Here is a 15297-nt window from a genome sequence, read left to right as displayed (position 1 = left end):
CCACATATGAGATGGAATTTTCCTATCCCCATGCAAGTCCAGCAGCTGGGTTCGTTGCCACCCATCATTGAAAATCACGAGCCCCTACTCTCTCTCAAGCAGTATTCCCCTGAGATTGAGGTGTATCCGGCTTACTTTCACGAAGGATTAACCGGGGCAACGGATGATTGCCTGCTGCGCAAGAGTGTCTCACAGCGGTTAAAGGAAGCTGCTTCATTGCTTCCGACAGGAATTCGGCTCGTACTTTTGGATGGTTATCGGCCCATAGAGGTACAACAGGCTTTGTACGATCGCCAGAAAAACTGTCTGCTTGACCAGGGCTGGACAGAAAATGAAGAGATGTATGCGCAGTTGCACCGCTTTGTTGCCCGCCCCTCTACAGACCCGCAGAAGCCACCTCGTCATTTAACGGGAGGCGCTGTAGATTTGACGCTTTCAGGACCCAATGGTTGGCTAGACATGGGTACACCTTTTGATGATTTCAGCGATCGAGCAGCCACCCTCTACTTTGAACAGAAGGCTGAGCTTACTGACGATGAACAAATTTGTCGTGACCACCGTCGGCTATTGTACCACGTCATGAGTCAGGTTGGCTTCACCAATTATTCTGATGAGTGGTGGCATTTTGATTATGGCAATCAAGCCTGGGCGGTCTTGACTGGAAATGAGACAGCTATTTATGGCGGAGTCATCCCAGAAAAGTCTTCTTAACCCGCAAAAAAAACGGGGCAGTATCATCGCCCCGTTTTTCCATCTATCCTCTTAGTCATTTCTGCGCGTCATTTGCTGCCAGACTGTACCACTAGCCGCTTCACCGCTTTCAATCCGTTCAACAGCCATTTGTACTTGCAGACTGACCTCGAATTCAGGATCGTTTTGTGCTGCACGCAATGCCTCGAGTGCAGACTCGTCCCCCACCTCAAACAAGAATCTCGCTGCACGCCAACGAACCAGCTTATTGCGATCCTTCAGAGCCTCACACATCGGAGCGGTTGCTCGTACATCACCCAAATCAGACAAGGTATCGCCCGCAGTACGTCTTACAGAGACAGAGTCATCACGAAGCGCTTCGAACAAGAGTGGGAAGACGGCGTCTCCCCCAACCATTCCTAAATAGACCACAGCAAGCCTGCGAATAGAGGGCTTCGTATCGCGCAATGCCTTTTCAAGAATCGGCAAATCTTCTTCAGTCGGCTCCATCCGATCGAGTGCTTCATATCGTTTTTGCCAGTCAGGATCGTCGAGCATGTCCAGTGTAACAACCTTCTTTTCCCTTACAACAGGCTCTGGGGTTTCTCCTGGTCCAAGCTGCATCGCATGTTCTACGAGCTGTGCAACACGGCTCTCAGGATAGGCTGCATCGATTTCACCGGCAACCTCTTCCCCAATCTCGCGCAAATCCCCGTAGCGTACGCCATGCTCCACCCATTTTCGCTCCATAATCAGGTTTGGAGAAGCAGAGCCTGCGTTTACAGCTGCTTGCCCAAACCGCTCTGGCAGGGCGGCACGTATTTGCTCTGTACCCATGGTTACTTTAACCTGCATCGGTACACCGCGGAACATCTGGATAAACACCTGCGCTTCGCCAAAGGCTGCAGCGTCTGCCGCAGACGGAACCGTAACATTCGTCCCTGTACCCGCTTGCAAAACCTCTCTTGCCTGTGTCAAAATACGCTGCCAATCTGCAGTCGATTTGCGCTCCAATGCAAGAAAATCGGCAGTATGAAAGATGGATGTTACCCCATCGATTTCGAGCAGCTTGCCCATCAGCTCTGGCGCTTTGGCTGCTTCTACTTTTTTATAAACATGTTGAACGCCGTCTGGCAAACGCACGTCTACGTTTAGCTTCATCACGTTTGGACTTGGTGTTGGTTCGATAGACAACAGCTTCATCATTTGTCACTCCTTTTTCCGTACTACTTCAAGCATCCTCCTTATCGTAGCACGCCTGCTCCCTCTTTTTCCAATCTGGAGCGGCAACAAATGCAGTTTGCCTAAAAATAATGGCGTCTCATTTCCGAAATGATTTCGTCCAAATTGTTTGCTACCTGTGGAATTGCGTAACCAACGTACAACGGCGAGGTAACAAAACGTGGTACGACCTTGGCAATCAGCTTGTCCTTCCAATGATAAAAAAAGAAATTGTAGCTTTTATTTCGCACATTGACATGATTCAGTACCCAATGAGCAAGAATTTGCAGGTAGTCTGCCATCTGGGGCAAGCGATCCCAATCCGACAAGACCACATTGTATTCAAAAAAGCCCGCTCGCGGATGTGTCGACAGCGTACATTCGATCCCTGCTTCTCTGTCGATGGTCTTCCCGATAAAATCACTGTCCTTGACTTGCGCGTGGTAATCATACTGATTAAGTCCTACGATTTGCATATGTGGATGGCGAATGCTTCCCCCAGATAATGGGCCATGATTTTTGAAAAACAGGACCGATTGAAAGGAGCCGCTCCGCTCCATCTCCAGCCATTTTTCTACCCCAAAGGACAAAAGCGCCCGTACATGCTCTTTGGAATAGACCGACCAGTCTCCCTCACAATCATCCGACTCAATCAAGACAGTCTGATAGGTCTCTTGTAAAACCGGGTATTTGTTCATAAGCCAGATCATCGATCCACGCTGCTCCAGCACGTCCGTGAGACTTTTGCGATCGCAAAATGGACAGGCTGCTTCCCGGTTGATCACACTCTCTGGTTTTTTCCTACCCATCTGCATATTAAAGTGCAAATGCGTCTGCGTCATACAATCGCCCCTCCTGTTCCTCTCACTTCACTTTACACGAAAATGATCGAGAAAATCATTTCGTTTTTCATGCAACAGCCCTTTTTTAATTCGGGCTGCGGATTCTTTTTTTATCTCAATCGATTTGCATACAATGAGAAGCAGTGAATATCGGAGGGGTGTTGGATACAAATGGAGAGGTCTTTTTATTATCCCGTTAGCTGGAGTGAAGCTCACAAGTACAAAATCATGCTGGATCAACAAGGTGTTCCCTATGAAATTCAATCTCCAGTAGATTTGCCTATATTAGAGGAAGGCAAGCTAGCTATCGTCTTCCCTTCTATCCCACTGCGCCTGTACGCCTGGGTGCGCGCCTTGTTTTATCGAGATGGTCTCCGCTATCCAGATCCATTTTCTGCGAGCTATAAGCTCAGATAATGCAAGCAGCGGACAGGTACCGCTTCAGCTTACGCACATAGGATGTTGATAGAGGCGTTTAGATTCCCCCTAACTGGAGGAGGTGAAGAAGATGGCATCCTATAACATTCGTATTTCCATTGCCAATTTGCGACTTGACCTTTTTGACGGTTCCCGGCTTGTCCGCTCCTATCCGGTTGCTCTCGGCAAGATTGCCACCTCAACACCGCATGGGGATTTCACCATTATCAATAAAGTACCGTATCCGAACTCGTATCCAGGCGGTCCATTAAGTGTGTTTGGCACCTTTTGGCTTGGTTTGAGCAAACCGCATTACGGCATTCACGGAACGAATAATCCTTCCTCCATCGGCAAATACGTTTCTCACGGATGTATTCGCATGTACAATCAGGACGTCAATGAGTTGGCGAGGACCGTTCCGATTGGTACACCAGTACGTATTAGGCAGCAGTAGTGAGCGCCGTTCCTTTTCGTAAAATGCAAAGACCCGCCCCTATAATCCCGAGGCGGGTCTTCCATTCCCTTTTACATAAAACGAGCTTTTCCCTGATCGGTTACATGCATTCCATCTGATTCCATATATACAAGAAATCTTCTTGCTTGTTTGTACATAATGGATAACGTCATTTCTCTGATTTTGTTCATGATCGCATCTTTTTCGTCAGGGTGCACTTCGCAAGCGAGTTTTTGTTCTTGCTGAGCGAGATAAGACTCAACCCATTCTGGATCCAATTTATAGGCAGGCAACGACAGCGACTCCTCTACTCTAGTAATCTTCTCTAGTCTACAGGAAGCAGGGAGTGCTTTCACAGCCTCAATTACTGGCTAAACAAACAGAGATTGGCACTCAGCCTTTTACTTCCAAATCTTGTCCGGTTTCACCCCTTATTTTCCTTGCTCCAATTCTTCTATCATAGCAGACAGCTCTGCCCATCGCTCCACTGCCGCTTCCAATTCCGCCGCTACCTGTTGTTCTTCTGCAAACAGCTTTTCCACCTTGCCATAGTCGCTGCCGGAAGCAGCAATCTCCTGTTTCAGACGAACGCTGCGCTCTTCCAAAGAAGCGATCTTGCCTTCGATCTCATCCCATTCCTTTTGATCTTTGTAAGAGAGCTTCTTCGTACGATTATTGCCCCTGTTTCCGCTCGTTTTTTCACTTTTTTCGACGGATTCTGCGGCTACTTGCGGCGAAGACCTTTGCTCACGTCTTTCTTCGAGGTACTCAGAATAATTTCCGTTGTAGTGATGGATGGTGCCTTGCCCCTCAAAAGCAAACAAATGGTCAACCGTACGATCCAGAAAATAGCGGTCATGGGAAACGGTTATGACTGCACCCGGAAATTGCTCCAGGTAATCTTCCAATATACTGAGTGTCTGAATATCGAGATCATTGGTCGGCTCATCCAGGAACAAAACATTCGGCTCTCCCATCAAGGTGCGCAACAAATAAAGACGACGTCGCTCTCCACCTGACAGACGTGAGATGGGGGTCCACTGCATGTGCGGGGCAAAAAGGAAACGCTCCAGCATTTGCGATGCTGTAATCGATTCCCCGTTACTCGTTTGGATGACTTCTGCAGCTTCCTTCACATACTCAATCACGCGCAGTTTTTCATCCATTTCCACGCTGCCCTGTGTATAATACGCGATTTTAACGGTCGTACCCACTTCGATAGAACCGCCATCAGGCTGAATTCTGCCTGCGAGCATATTTAATAGCGTCGACTTTCCGCTGCCATTCGGTCCAATAATACCGACTCGATCACCTGGGAGAACAATGTAGCTGAAATCTTGAATGAGCTTGCGATCTCCGTACGCTTTGCTGATGCCTTCAATCTCAATCACTTTTTTACCCAGGCGGCTTGCTCCCAGCGCCATCTCCATTTTGGCTGCCGGTCCTTCTATCACCCGGTCTCTCAGCTCCTCAGCACGCTGAACCCGTGCTTTTTGCTTGGTCGTCCGTGCTTTTGCTCCACGTCGCAGCCACGCCAGCTCCCGTCTCAGGAGGTTTTGCCGCTTGCTCTCGGCCGCTGCCTCGTTTTCTTCACGCTCCGCTTTTTTCTCCAAAAAGGTCGCATAGTTGCCCTCATAGCTGTACAGCTTGCCTCCGTCCAGCTCGAATGTCCGATTTGTTACGCGATCCAAAAAGTAGCGATCATGCGTAACGAGCAGCAAAGCGCCTTTATAGCGGGACAAATATTCTTCCAGCCACTCTACCGTCTCATTGTCGATATGGTTGGTCGGCTCATCGAGAATCAACAGATCGGCTGGCTGAATCAAAGCGCGGGCCATCGCTACACGCTTGCGCTGCCCACCAGACAATTCGCTGACCTGCTGCGAAAAATCGTGCAGCCCCAGCTGAGTCAAGATCATTTTGGCTTGCGTATTGCTTTCCCACGCGTCAGCAGCATCCATTCTGGTTTGCACCGAAAACATGCGTGCTTGCTTTTTCTCGTCATCGGGAGCATTTTGCAAATCTGCTACTGCCTGCTCATACTCGCGCAACAACTGGATGAGTGGGGAATCACCGTAAAAGACCTGATCCAATACGGAGGAATTCTCTTCAAAGCTCGGATTTTGCGGCAAGTACTCTACGCGGAAATGATTCGCGTGAACTACCTTTCCGCTATCAGCCATATCCAGCCCAGCAATAATTTTCAATAAGGAAGACTTTCCTGTGCCGTTTACACCGATCAATCCGATGCGCTGCTGCTCGGCAATGTGAAAGGAAATGTTGTCAAACAAAACCTTCTCTCCGTAACCCTTGGAGAGATTTTCTACTGTCAGTATTTGCATATCGGTCACCTATACTTTTCTATTTGCCGCATGAAAAGGCAAATGGATGCTATACCCGATGGTACCATGTTTTTCTCCGAAGCTCTAGGGCGCAAAGGATTTTCACCCGCAACCTGAGCCTGACTATGTAAACGGACAAAAGGCAAGCAGCATTCGTGTTCTCCAAATGCCACTTACCTAGATCCCAAAGCTTCATCTGCTCGCTGCAGCACCGTACCAATCAGCTCGTCTTGGATAACCAAATCAGCCAATCCGTCCAGTGGCGTAGGCTCTTTGTTAACGATAACCAGTTTGGCGCCTTGCTCCTTTGCTAGCTGGGGGAACCAATTGGCGGGGCTTACCTGAAGTGAGGAACCCAGTACCAGAAAAAGCTCAGCCTGACTACTCCAGCCCTCTGCTTGCTGAAGGGCCTCATGCGGCAAAGCTTCACCAAACAGCACGACATTTGGACGCAGCATACCTCCGCACTCGCATGTCGCTCCATCCGGTGTCATATATTGGCTGCTTGGAAACGTACGTGAGCACACTACGCAGTGAATGGACCCGAGTGTGCCATGTAGCTGCGCTACTTTCATGCTGCCTGCCCGTTGATGAAACTCGTCAACGTTTTGTGTAATGAGCCCATGAACAAGCCCTTGTTTCTCCCATTTTGCCAAGATTTTGTGTCCTTGATGAGGCTGGCATGACACCAACCCCTCTACTCGTTTCTGATAGAACGAAAGAAAAGCATCTCGCTCATGCTCCATTGCCCACGTGCTTGCCAGCCTCATGGGGTCTTGCCCACGCCATAACCCCGTCTGCGAGCGAAAATCTGGCAAACCGCTCTCTGTGGACATACCTGCTCCCGTAAAAACAACCGTACACGCAGATTGCTTGATCCATTCAACAAGCTGCTTCATCGCTTCCATCCCCTCCGCGTCTGTTTTCCACCTTTCCCTAAATTGTAAGGGACAAGTAGTTTCTTGTACACGTAGGGAGTCGGTTTCATCCTGTTAGTAATACCACTGATATGTCGGTGATTGCTGGTAGGCGGTCTGTTGTTGAAATGGTGGCTGTGGGGGTCGAGCTGGCTGATATCCGTATGGTTGCTGCGATTGCTGTACATGGGCTACGTCGTAATAGGGATAGGCTCCTGATGATTGGCCGTAGTATGACTGGTATGGATATGAACTGGAGGTCATACTTCCACGCCCGCCTTGCTGGCAGCCTCTTGGCGGACCGATAACGACGTTGCTTGTGAGCGGGGCCAGCGCTTCCTTTATCTTTGCTTCATCCAGGCAATACGTATGAGCGAGTACACTTGCAGGAGTCAAGCGCAGCATTTGGGAACCGAAAATGACCTCTGGCGTGTTTGCATCAAAAATCGCCAAAAGATGTGTATTGTCTGTGGTAGCCATTTCATAGTGCCACCAGCCCTGAGGAACATTCGCTACCTGCCCTGGCCCGATCGTAAAATTGAGCATCTGATTTGTATAAGGATTCATGATCGAAACGACTGCTCCACCCGAGATGCAGTAAACAAGCTCGGAGGCATTTTGATGAATATGAGGCTCAACGACATTGCCTGTGGTCAAGTAAATATCTAGCAGGGATGCATTGCCTAATGTGTTTAATTGATTGATCGATAGCGAGTCAATGTAATTCCTGTCATCCTTTTTAAAAAAGAGATTATTTTTCAAGTCGTACGTAAATTGTACGGACGGTGAAGTAAAATCAACGGATGTATTAGCCATCTTTCTTTTTATCCTCCCACATCATAGGTATTTGACTACCATCTATAGGTATTCCAGCTGCCTACATGCAGTGAACCCATCTTTAGGCCCCGCATCCATGCATCGCACCCCCAGCACCCTATTCAATCACCCTACTCGCTTTTGTACATATGCTAATAAGAACGATAGATCGGATTTAGAAGGAGGGGAATGGAAGTATGGCCACCTATTTTGTCTCAGATATTCATGGACAGTATCAAGCCTTTCAGCAAGCACTTCGCAACGCTTCCTTCTCACCGCAACGCAATGATCAGCTCTATGTGCTAGGAGACATGATCGATCGTGGACCCGAATCGAAAGAAGTCCTGCTGGATTTACTTGCGATGCGTCAAGCGTATCCAGAGCAAATCGTCATACTAAAAGGCAATCACGAGCAAATGTTTGAGGATTGGCTACAAAGAAGCGGGAATTCTGAAAATTACCTCCGGTTTAATGGAGGTGATGCGACCATCCGTTCCTTTTTGAGTAATCACCCACTGCGCCGTGCCTTTATTGGCTCGATGCCCTCCGAACAAGCACAGGAAGAAGCTCGTCAACTCATCCTGTCCCGCTATCCTAAACTGCTGCCGGCTCTTGCCTCCCTCCCACTCTACGTAGAGCTTCCAGCGAATCCGCAGACAGGTGCTCCCGCTGTCCTCCTCGTTCACGCTGGTATTCGTCCTGGAATCCCGCTGCAACAACAGTCACCTGAAGATCTGTTGTGGATTCGGGAGCCCTTTTACCTTTATTATGAAGGAGAGCGCCCTATTGTTTTCGGTCATACCCCTGTACCTAAATTGCCTGGCTACGAGGGCTTTGGACCATGGAGACGAAATAATTTGGTAGGTATTGATGGTGGCGCGGCATATCGGCGTGGCGTTATGCTGGTGGAATGGCCTTCGCTGCAAAGCATATTTGTGCCCATCCATGAAGCGACGTCCTCTCCAAACGTCCGGATGAATGAACCATATAAATTGTAAGCGAGCAATCAGGTGCGCTTACCTGCTGCATAAGGCAACAGGTAGCCTGCCATTCCTTCCATTTTGGACAAGCATTGCCAGCTATGCCTTTCACAAATTGTTACTTTTTATAATCTACTTCCGATTCGTAATATGTTAAGATATGGACGAGGTGTTGTTATGAAACGTGAACAAGTCGCTGAGCAAGCAATGTTCTTCTCTTGGGGAATCTCCCTCATTGCTACAGCAGGCAGTCTCTTTTTTTCAGAAGTACTGAAATACATACCATGCGATCTATGCTGGTACCAGCGCATCTTGATGTATCCGCTCATTATCCTGCTCGGGATCGCAAGCGCCAAAAAAGACTACAAAATGTCTATGTACGCACTGGTTCTTTCGTTGATTGGTGGTGGAATTTCGCTTTATCATTACCTCGTCCAAAAGGTTCCCGCGCTGCATGACCTGGGTAACGCTTGCGGAATTGTACCTTGCAATACGGACTATATCAACTGGTTTGGATTCATAACGATTCCATTCTTGGCCTTAATCGCTTTTACCTTGATTAGCATCCTGCAAGTTATTGTTATGAAAAACACAAAGGAGAACTGATGCCATGAAAAAGATTATTTTTCTTTCCATTCTCGTCGCAGCTTTCTTGATCGGCGCTATCGTTTACTCCGATATTTCCAATCGCGAAGCAGCAGCAGGTAATCCTTATGGAAAAGCAAACCTGAATCCAGCCACAATCGAGCAATTGAATGATCCTTTGTACGACAACCTGATCATGCCTGAGGAGCTACAGACAAAGCTCGCCAATAAAGATGAACTGTTCGTATACTACTACAGCCCGGTTTGCGAGCATTGCAAGGCAACCACACCTGTTCTCGTCCCTATCGTCAAAGACATGCAAATCGATATGAAAAAGCACAATTTGTTGGAGTTCAACGCTAGCTGGGACCAATACAACATCGAATTCACTCCTACCCTCGTTCACTACAAAGATGGCAAGGAAGTCGCTCGTATGGTAGGTGGTCATGAAGCCAACGAATGGAAGACGTGGCTGGAGGAGCAGAAAAAATCATAAGCAAAATAAGGTCTCCCTCTTTCGGGAGGCTTTTTCTATTGGATAATCGTGACATTCATGTGAACTCCTGCGCTTTCGATGGAAGAAATAGCCCGAACGAGTCATAAGGCTTTTTCAATCTTTGCCTATAATGAGTACTGGGGAAGATCCTTGGAAAACGGAGGTAAGACCATTGACCCTCATTTATCTGACGGAAACCTTTGGCTTTCGGGCAACATGGAACCCGGAGCTGATGCTCTTGACTGCTTTGCTTGCTTTGGCGTATTTTTCCTTTATTGGCCCTCTGCGTCATACATTTGCGGATGCCACTCCTGCTAAGCAAAGACAAAAGATATCCTTTTCGCTTGGCCTCGTGCTCTTTTACTTTGGCATGGGCAGTCCACTAAACGTAGCGGGACACTTTTTATTTAGTGCCCACATGCTGCAGCAGTCTCTTTTATATTTGATCATGCCGCTGTTATTACTCTACGGAATGCCCAGATGGCTGCTGCGTCCGCTCATTGCACGCAATTGGTCGAGACGTCTTCTTAGTGTCATCACTCATCCCATTCCTGCTGTTCTCTTGTTTAATAGCCTGTTTTCGTTTTATCATATGCCTGTTGTCCTGGATCTGGCGATGAACAATCTGGCTGTACATAATATGATTCACCTCGTGCTGCTCCTCGCTGCCTTGATTATGTGGATACCTGTGCTTGCACCATTCCCGGAGATTAACCGTTTGACTGATCTGCAAAAGCTGGCCTATCTTTTCGCCAATGGCGTACTTCTCACGCCCGCTTGTGCCTTGATCATCTTTTCGGAAACAGCCATGTACGAAACTTATGTAAACGGTCCGTCCTTGCTTTGTGCGCCATTCTTTTCAGCTCCGATCGACAAGTCAATGTTTGCTGTTCCACTCCCGCCTCACGAGGATCAGAGACTTGGCGGGATCATTATGAAGCTGATGCAGGAAATGACGTATGGTGCAGTGCTCGCCTACATTTTTACAGCCTGGTACAAAAAGGAAAAGAATCAGCCTGAGGATGAATTGTTGCCGCAATAACAATTTCTACGACCAAATCTACCAAGGAGGCGCACTTGATGACTGTCCCTACAACCACTGCTTTACGCGTAAGACGACTGCTTATTTTATTGCCGCTGCTCGTGCTCGCTGCATTGGTCGCCTCCTGGTTTTGGGGCGGCTCAAAAAATACACAGTCCACGCTCCCCGATGTTACATTGGAAACACTCGATGGACATGCTTTTGCCCTCACCCCAAAGCCGGGGAATATTCGTCTGGTCGAGCTGATTTACACACGCTGTCCCGACATTTGTCCGACAACCACGATCAAAATGGTCCAATTGCAAAAACGCCTGCAGGAAGCCAATTTGATGGGCAATGGGGTCGAGTTCTTGACAGTGACCATCGATCCTGAAAATGACACCCCTGATGTACTCAAGTACTATGCCAAGCAATTGGGGATTCAACCCCAGGGCTGGACGATTCTGCGCGGTGATGAGCAGACGACCCGAACAGTAACGAGTTCCCTCGGCTTTATCGCCAATAAAATGGAGGATGGATTTATCTCTCATACTTCCAGTACGTATTTGGTCGACCAGGATAATAAAGTCATGCGCAAGTTTGGCATGGGGGAGGATTTTGATCCTGACCAAATATATCAAGAGCTGCTGAACGTTAAATAAGGAAGGGTAATGACAATGAAACGCTATTTATTTTTTTTACTATGTACGGTTGCACTCATCGCAACGGCTTGTGGCAATGATAACAGCGCAAATACCGATCTTGGCTCCGGTGCACCTGTAGAGGCCTCCTTCTCTTTTGCTCCTGAACAGCCAGTAGTAGGAGAAGCGATTACGTTTTCTGTAAAAGTGACCCAAGAAGGAAAGCCTGTTGATGACGCCAAGGAAGTAAAATTTGAGTGGTGGAAGGATGGCCAGGAGCAGCATGTGACCATTCCCGCTGCCCTGACATCTGATGGGGTCTATACGGCCCAGCAAATGATCAGCGAGCCTGGCTCGTACTTTGTTTACTACCATGTAACTGCACGAGATTTTCACAATATGCAAAAGACCCCGTTTACAGTAAAGGGCTCGGCAGATGAACATGCTTCGCATACGGTGCCAGCTACAGGCGCAGGTTCGGACCATCAGCATGGTAATAATGCAGAGAGCGGAAATCACACGGCAAGCGGAGTCGATTTTCACTTCATGCCTGCTGACGACATCAAAGCTTCCCAGCCCGCTATTGTGATGGTCCATCTGATGAAGGACAATCAGGCTTTCGCGGATGCATCGGTTAAATTCGAATACTGGCAAGGAAATGAAGAAAAGCACACATTTGTGGAGGCTGCCCAGTCTAAGCCCGGACAATATGATAGCAGCATCTCATTTCCTACCGCTGGTTCTTATCAAGTAAATGTACACGTTGAAAAAGGGGACGTTCACGATCATAAAGAGTTCCCGCTGACGGTGCAGTAACGAGCATAAACAAAACGGCCTTTCCATCGCGGAAGGCCGTTTGTTGTATGGTGATTGGATGTAGATTTTATCTAGCAAGTAAAGTAGGCGATTCGATCCAGCTCTAAACCATAATACTCCCAGTGATTGTTTCTCCATCGATACCCCGTTACAGAATTACGACTGACGTATACGGGGTAAAACCAGAAGGAACGACCATTTTTCAGCCAGATGTAGGTATAGCGATATAGGCAGGGATAAATCGCACCCCGATCAATGCGCCGTGTACCTCCATATCCACGTGCTCCTGGCGAACTGGGCGTCCTGCCTGGCGGAGGTCCTGGTGGTGGGGGTGGAAATCCAGATGAGCCTCCAGGTGGTGGTGGATAACCACCTCCGGGGGGCGGCGGGTAGCCTCCGGGAGGATAACCTCCAGGCGGATATTGATATGACATGACGTTCACCTCCTACAAGTCTCCCTATAAGAGATGCAGCAAACGCACAGATGGTATGTGCGTTTGCCCTCGGTCATTCACCTATTTTTTCCGCTACTGCCTGCTATGCACAGCTTAGTAAGGTCGTCCTCCCATGATAAACCGGTATCCCCAATGCGTATCTTTGAAATCAGTAATTTTGACCCCACCAGACTCTTTGGAAAACGTATTGAGCAGTTTATTATCTCCCATGTAGATAGCTACGTGCGTGATACTTTGCTTCCCTACATCGATTCCTTTGTAATCGGACTCCTTATAACCCTTGTAAGCCATGAAGAAAACAAGATCGCCCTTTTTCAGCTTATTAATATCCGTCGTGTAGCTGCCGTTTTTCTTTACATAATTCGCTTGGGAGCGTGCTCCCCCGCGTCCCAAGTCAATATTTGCGCCCTCCAGGTAAGCCCACATTGTCAGCTCAGAGCAATCCATGGTTTTTTTATTCGAGCGGGTCGATCCGTACTCGTATGGCGTGCCCATATATTTCTTACCTGCTGCAATCACTTTATCTCCCAAAGCAGACGAGGCATTGTTCTCTGTCCCACCCGGTGCTGGTTTTGATCCTGTACCGGTATCTGCTGGAAGTATCCGGCGCGCACCAACCAATTTTTTTGAATAATCGCTCACATTTTTGACTACAACGGCGTCTTCGCCTTGGGATGAGTAGATGTATTTGTTATCTCCGATATAAACACCCATAAAGCTTGGCGTTCCTGTTCCATTCGAGGAAAAGAACAAGAGGTCACCCTCCTGAATATCCTTCTCCGGCACTTTTTCCCCTGCCTTATACAGCTTTGGAATGGTGTCCCCGATCGTTATACCTGCTTTTTTGTATATGTATGTTGCCAAACCTGCCGAGCCAAATGAATTCGGTCCCATTGCACCATATTTGTAATCTTTTCCGACCAGCGCTTTTGCTTGTGATACCACTTCTGCTGCCGCTTTCGCAGAAGCTTGTGAATCCACAGTCTTAGCTGCAGCATGTCCACCTTCAGCAAACATGAGCAGGGATGTACTCAGCATGACGGCGACAGTCGACTTTTGCAACCAATCTCGTTTCGTCATTCGTTCTCCTCCTGGCTGTGTTTTTCCCAACGGATTGGGTACGAAAACCAGTTTACTGGAAGAATAGAGCTCTTATAAGGCTGTAAATCTTTCCAATTGAGGATTTGATTACATAGTAGGATGACCATTGTCCTATCTTGATACCACCCTCAACACATGGAAAAAAGCCCTTGTCCTTCCTGATTGACAAGAGCTTCGACACTACATTCACTAGTGTCTATCATTTCTTATGAGACCAGATTTTACCTGTCTGCTTGCACAGAAAGACAACTGTTTCTCCCATCTTTAGCCGATGAGAGCCTTTTACGAGAAACGATGTATCCGGCCCCATCCGTTTCGCCAGCATTCGATGCAAGCGAGCCTTTGTCCTGCAATGCACCACCCGTTCCGCTGGAAAGCCTGAGCGAATCGCTTCCCTGGCAATATGGCGGGCACTATTTCCTAGTGTATAGAGGTAATCTACGTCTTTTTGACTCAAATAGCGTCCCACATCTTCGTGTCCCTGTACCTCATACGCTCCCATTTCCAGCATACTTGCCAAAACCGCTACCTTCGTCCCATTCGCCACCTGACAGAGGACATCAATCGCTGCTTTGGCAGCATGGGGATTCGAGCTGAACGTATCGTCTAGTACCTGCACGTTTCCTGAGAAGCGATATCGTGTCAACCGTTTTCGCTGCTGTTGAAAGGTCCGCAGTCCTTCTCGAATCGCGCTAATAGGAAAGCCGAGGGTGTGCGAAACTGCTATCGCAAATAACGCATTGTAAATATTGTGTTCTCCGAGAGTCGGAATAAAAAAGGACTCTTTTGTATCATTCATGCTGCATGTAAAGGTAATGCCACGCTCATCCATCGAAATATCGCTGGCCTGATATTCTGCTTCATTGTGAATTCCAATCGTAATAAACGAGCCTGCAAAAGAGCCTGTATAAGGCTGCTGCATCAGCTTATCGGTGTACGGACAATCCGCGCTTAAAAAGACTTTCCCTGTTGTTTTCATATGTCGAATCAATTCTGATTTGGCTTTTGCTACTCCTGCGATTTGCCCGCCGAAATTACCGATATGTGCCGTTCCAATGTTCGTGATGACACCTATTGATGGTTTAATAATCTGGCAATGCCTTTTGATATGGCCACTGTTCAGCATGCCGAATTCGAGGACAGCTGCTTTGTGCTCGTCCTTGATTCGTCTAGCATGCGCCCTCGTATTCCCTAAAAAATTCCTGTTATACATGGATTTATAGATACTCCAGTGTCTACTAAGGATAGCCGATATCATTTCCTTGGTCGTTGTTTTGCCTGCACTTCCTGTCACGGCGATAACCGGTTTATCCAGGATGAGCGTTTTTGCAGGCTTTAGCGCATGCTTGAGCGCTTTCTTTCCCCCGGTCCTTCTCACTGGCACCCTCCCCTTTACCTCGGTTACCTCACGATCAGCTTTCACATTGTATGAGTATCTGAGACAGCCTGTATAGACCGATATCTATGAAAACGTTCCGCTTCTATCCAAAACAAGCGGACGAC

At 48.0% G+C, this 15297-nt stretch carries 18 protein-coding genes; 9 read left to right on the top strand and 9 right to left on the bottom strand.

Annotation, left to right across the window (positions count from 1 at the left end; genetic code table 11):
- Window positions 1-6: 6 nt before the first annotated feature.
- A complete protein-coding gene (locus C3B52_RS24685) occupies window positions 7-711 on the top strand; it encodes a M15 family metallopeptidase (RefSeq protein WP_103109047.1) in 705 nt (234 codons plus the stop codon).
- A 51-nt stretch (window positions 712-762) separates the two neighbouring features.
- Here C3B52_RS24685 and C3B52_RS24680 read toward each other — a convergent pair whose 3' ends face one another.
- Both C3B52_RS24680 and C3B52_RS24675 read right to left on the bottom strand, forming a co-directional pair.
- On the bottom strand, window positions 763-1893 hold the full coding sequence (locus C3B52_RS24680; RefSeq protein WP_103109046.1) for a virulence factor: 1131 nt from the start codon (window positions 1891-1893) through the stop codon (window positions 763-765).
- A gap of 101 nt (window positions 1894-1994) precedes the next feature.
- Window positions 1995-2753, bottom strand: a complete 759-nt coding sequence (locus tag C3B52_RS24675; protein WP_103109045.1) for a DUF4931 domain-containing protein — start codon at window positions 2751-2753, stop codon at window positions 1995-1997.
- A 171-nt stretch (window positions 2754-2924) separates the two neighbouring features.
- On the opposite strand from C3B52_RS24675, the gene C3B52_RS24670 reads away from it, so the two are divergent.
- Together C3B52_RS24670 and C3B52_RS24665 are read left to right on the top strand one after the other, a co-directional pair.
- Window positions 2925-3170 (top strand): hypothetical protein, encoded by a 246-nt coding sequence (locus tag C3B52_RS24670; protein ID WP_103109044.1) that lies wholly within the window; start codon window positions 2925-2927, stop codon window positions 3168-3170.
- Window positions 3171-3261: 91 nt separating this feature from the next.
- Window positions 3262-3624: a L,D-transpeptidase gene (locus C3B52_RS24665; protein WP_103109043.1), complete on the top strand. Its 363-nt coding sequence runs from the start codon at window positions 3262-3264 to the stop codon at window positions 3622-3624.
- A gap of 71 nt (window positions 3625-3695) precedes the next feature.
- On the opposite strand, the gene C3B52_RS24660 is transcribed toward C3B52_RS24665, so the two are convergent.
- The 4 genes from C3B52_RS24660 to C3B52_RS24645 form a co-directional block, all read right to left on the bottom strand.
- Window positions 3696-3917, bottom strand: a complete 222-nt coding sequence (locus tag C3B52_RS24660) for a hypothetical protein (protein WP_103109042.1) — start codon at window positions 3915-3917, stop codon at window positions 3696-3698.
- Between the two features lie 138 nt (window positions 3918-4055).
- The gene (locus C3B52_RS24655) at window positions 4056-5966 is read right to left on the bottom strand and encodes an ABC transporter ATP-binding protein (RefSeq protein ID WP_103109041.1); all 1911 of its coding nucleotides are present in this window, start codon (window positions 5964-5966) and stop codon (window positions 4056-4058) included.
- 173 nt (window positions 5967-6139) lie between these two features.
- Window positions 6140-6865 carry an NAD-dependent deacylase gene (locus tag C3B52_RS24650; protein ID WP_103109040.1) on the bottom strand — a complete coding sequence of 242 codons (726 nt, stop codon included), beginning with the start codon at window positions 6863-6865 and terminating at the stop codon, window positions 6140-6142.
- 93 nt (window positions 6866-6958) lie between these two features.
- A complete protein-coding gene (locus tag C3B52_RS24645) occupies window positions 6959-7699 on the bottom strand; it encodes a cupin domain-containing protein (RefSeq protein WP_103109039.1) in 741 nt (246 codons plus the stop codon).
- A gap of 197 nt (window positions 7700-7896) precedes the next feature.
- On the opposite strand from C3B52_RS24645, the gene C3B52_RS24640 reads away from it, so the two are divergent.
- From C3B52_RS24640 to C3B52_RS24615, 6 genes are all read left to right on the top strand, one after another.
- Complete coding sequence (locus C3B52_RS24640; protein WP_103109038.1) at window positions 7897-8697, top strand: metallophosphoesterase family protein; 801 nt, start codon at window positions 7897-7899, stop codon at window positions 8695-8697.
- A 159-nt stretch (window positions 8698-8856) separates the two neighbouring features.
- On the top strand, window positions 8857-9285 hold the full coding sequence (locus C3B52_RS24635) for a disulfide oxidoreductase (protein WP_103109037.1): 429 nt from the start codon (window positions 8857-8859) through the stop codon (window positions 9283-9285).
- A 4-nt stretch (window positions 9286-9289) separates the two neighbouring features.
- A complete protein-coding gene (locus C3B52_RS24630; RefSeq protein WP_103109036.1) occupies window positions 9290-9760 on the top strand; it encodes a thioredoxin family protein in 471 nt (156 codons plus the stop codon).
- A 172-nt stretch (window positions 9761-9932) separates the two neighbouring features.
- A complete protein-coding gene (ctaG, locus tag C3B52_RS24625; protein WP_103109035.1) occupies window positions 9933-10802 on the top strand; it encodes a cytochrome c oxidase assembly factor CtaG in 870 nt (289 codons plus the stop codon).
- 38 nt (window positions 10803-10840) lie between these two features.
- A complete protein-coding gene (locus C3B52_RS24620) occupies window positions 10841-11443 on the top strand; it encodes an SCO family protein (RefSeq protein WP_103109034.1) in 603 nt (200 codons plus the stop codon).
- A 15-nt stretch (window positions 11444-11458) separates the two neighbouring features.
- Window positions 11459-12238, top strand: coding sequence for a FixH family protein (locus C3B52_RS24615; protein ID WP_103109033.1), 780 nt, complete (start codon window positions 11459-11461; stop codon window positions 12236-12238).
- 71 nt (window positions 12239-12309) lie between these two features.
- Here the strand turns inward: C3B52_RS24615 and C3B52_RS36735 are convergent, their stop codons facing one another.
- The 3 genes from C3B52_RS36735 to C3B52_RS24605 form a co-directional block, all read right to left on the bottom strand.
- Window positions 12310-12672: a transporter gene (locus C3B52_RS36735; RefSeq protein ID WP_164684912.1), complete on the bottom strand. Its 363-nt coding sequence runs from the start codon at window positions 12670-12672 to the stop codon at window positions 12310-12312.
- A gap of 114 nt (window positions 12673-12786) precedes the next feature.
- Entirely contained in the window at window positions 12787-13773 is a 987-nt protein-coding gene (locus C3B52_RS24610) for a C40 family peptidase (RefSeq protein WP_103109032.1), read from the bottom strand.
- Window positions 13774-13993: 220 nt separating this feature from the next.
- Window positions 13994-15172 carry a UDP-N-acetylmuramoyl-tripeptide--D-alanyl-D-alanine ligase gene (locus C3B52_RS24605; protein ID WP_103109031.1) on the bottom strand — a complete coding sequence of 393 codons (1179 nt, stop codon included), beginning with the start codon at window positions 15170-15172 and terminating at the stop codon, window positions 13994-13996.
- Window positions 15173-15297 lie beyond the last annotated feature (125 nt).

Source organism: Brevibacillus reuszeri (assembly GCF_002897295.1).
Classification (GTDB): Bacteria; Bacillota; Bacilli; order Brevibacillales; family Brevibacillaceae; genus Brevibacillus; species Brevibacillus reuszeri_A.
Note: the sequence above shows the minus strand (reverse complement) of the source record. Positions and strands in the feature narration are given on the sequence as shown.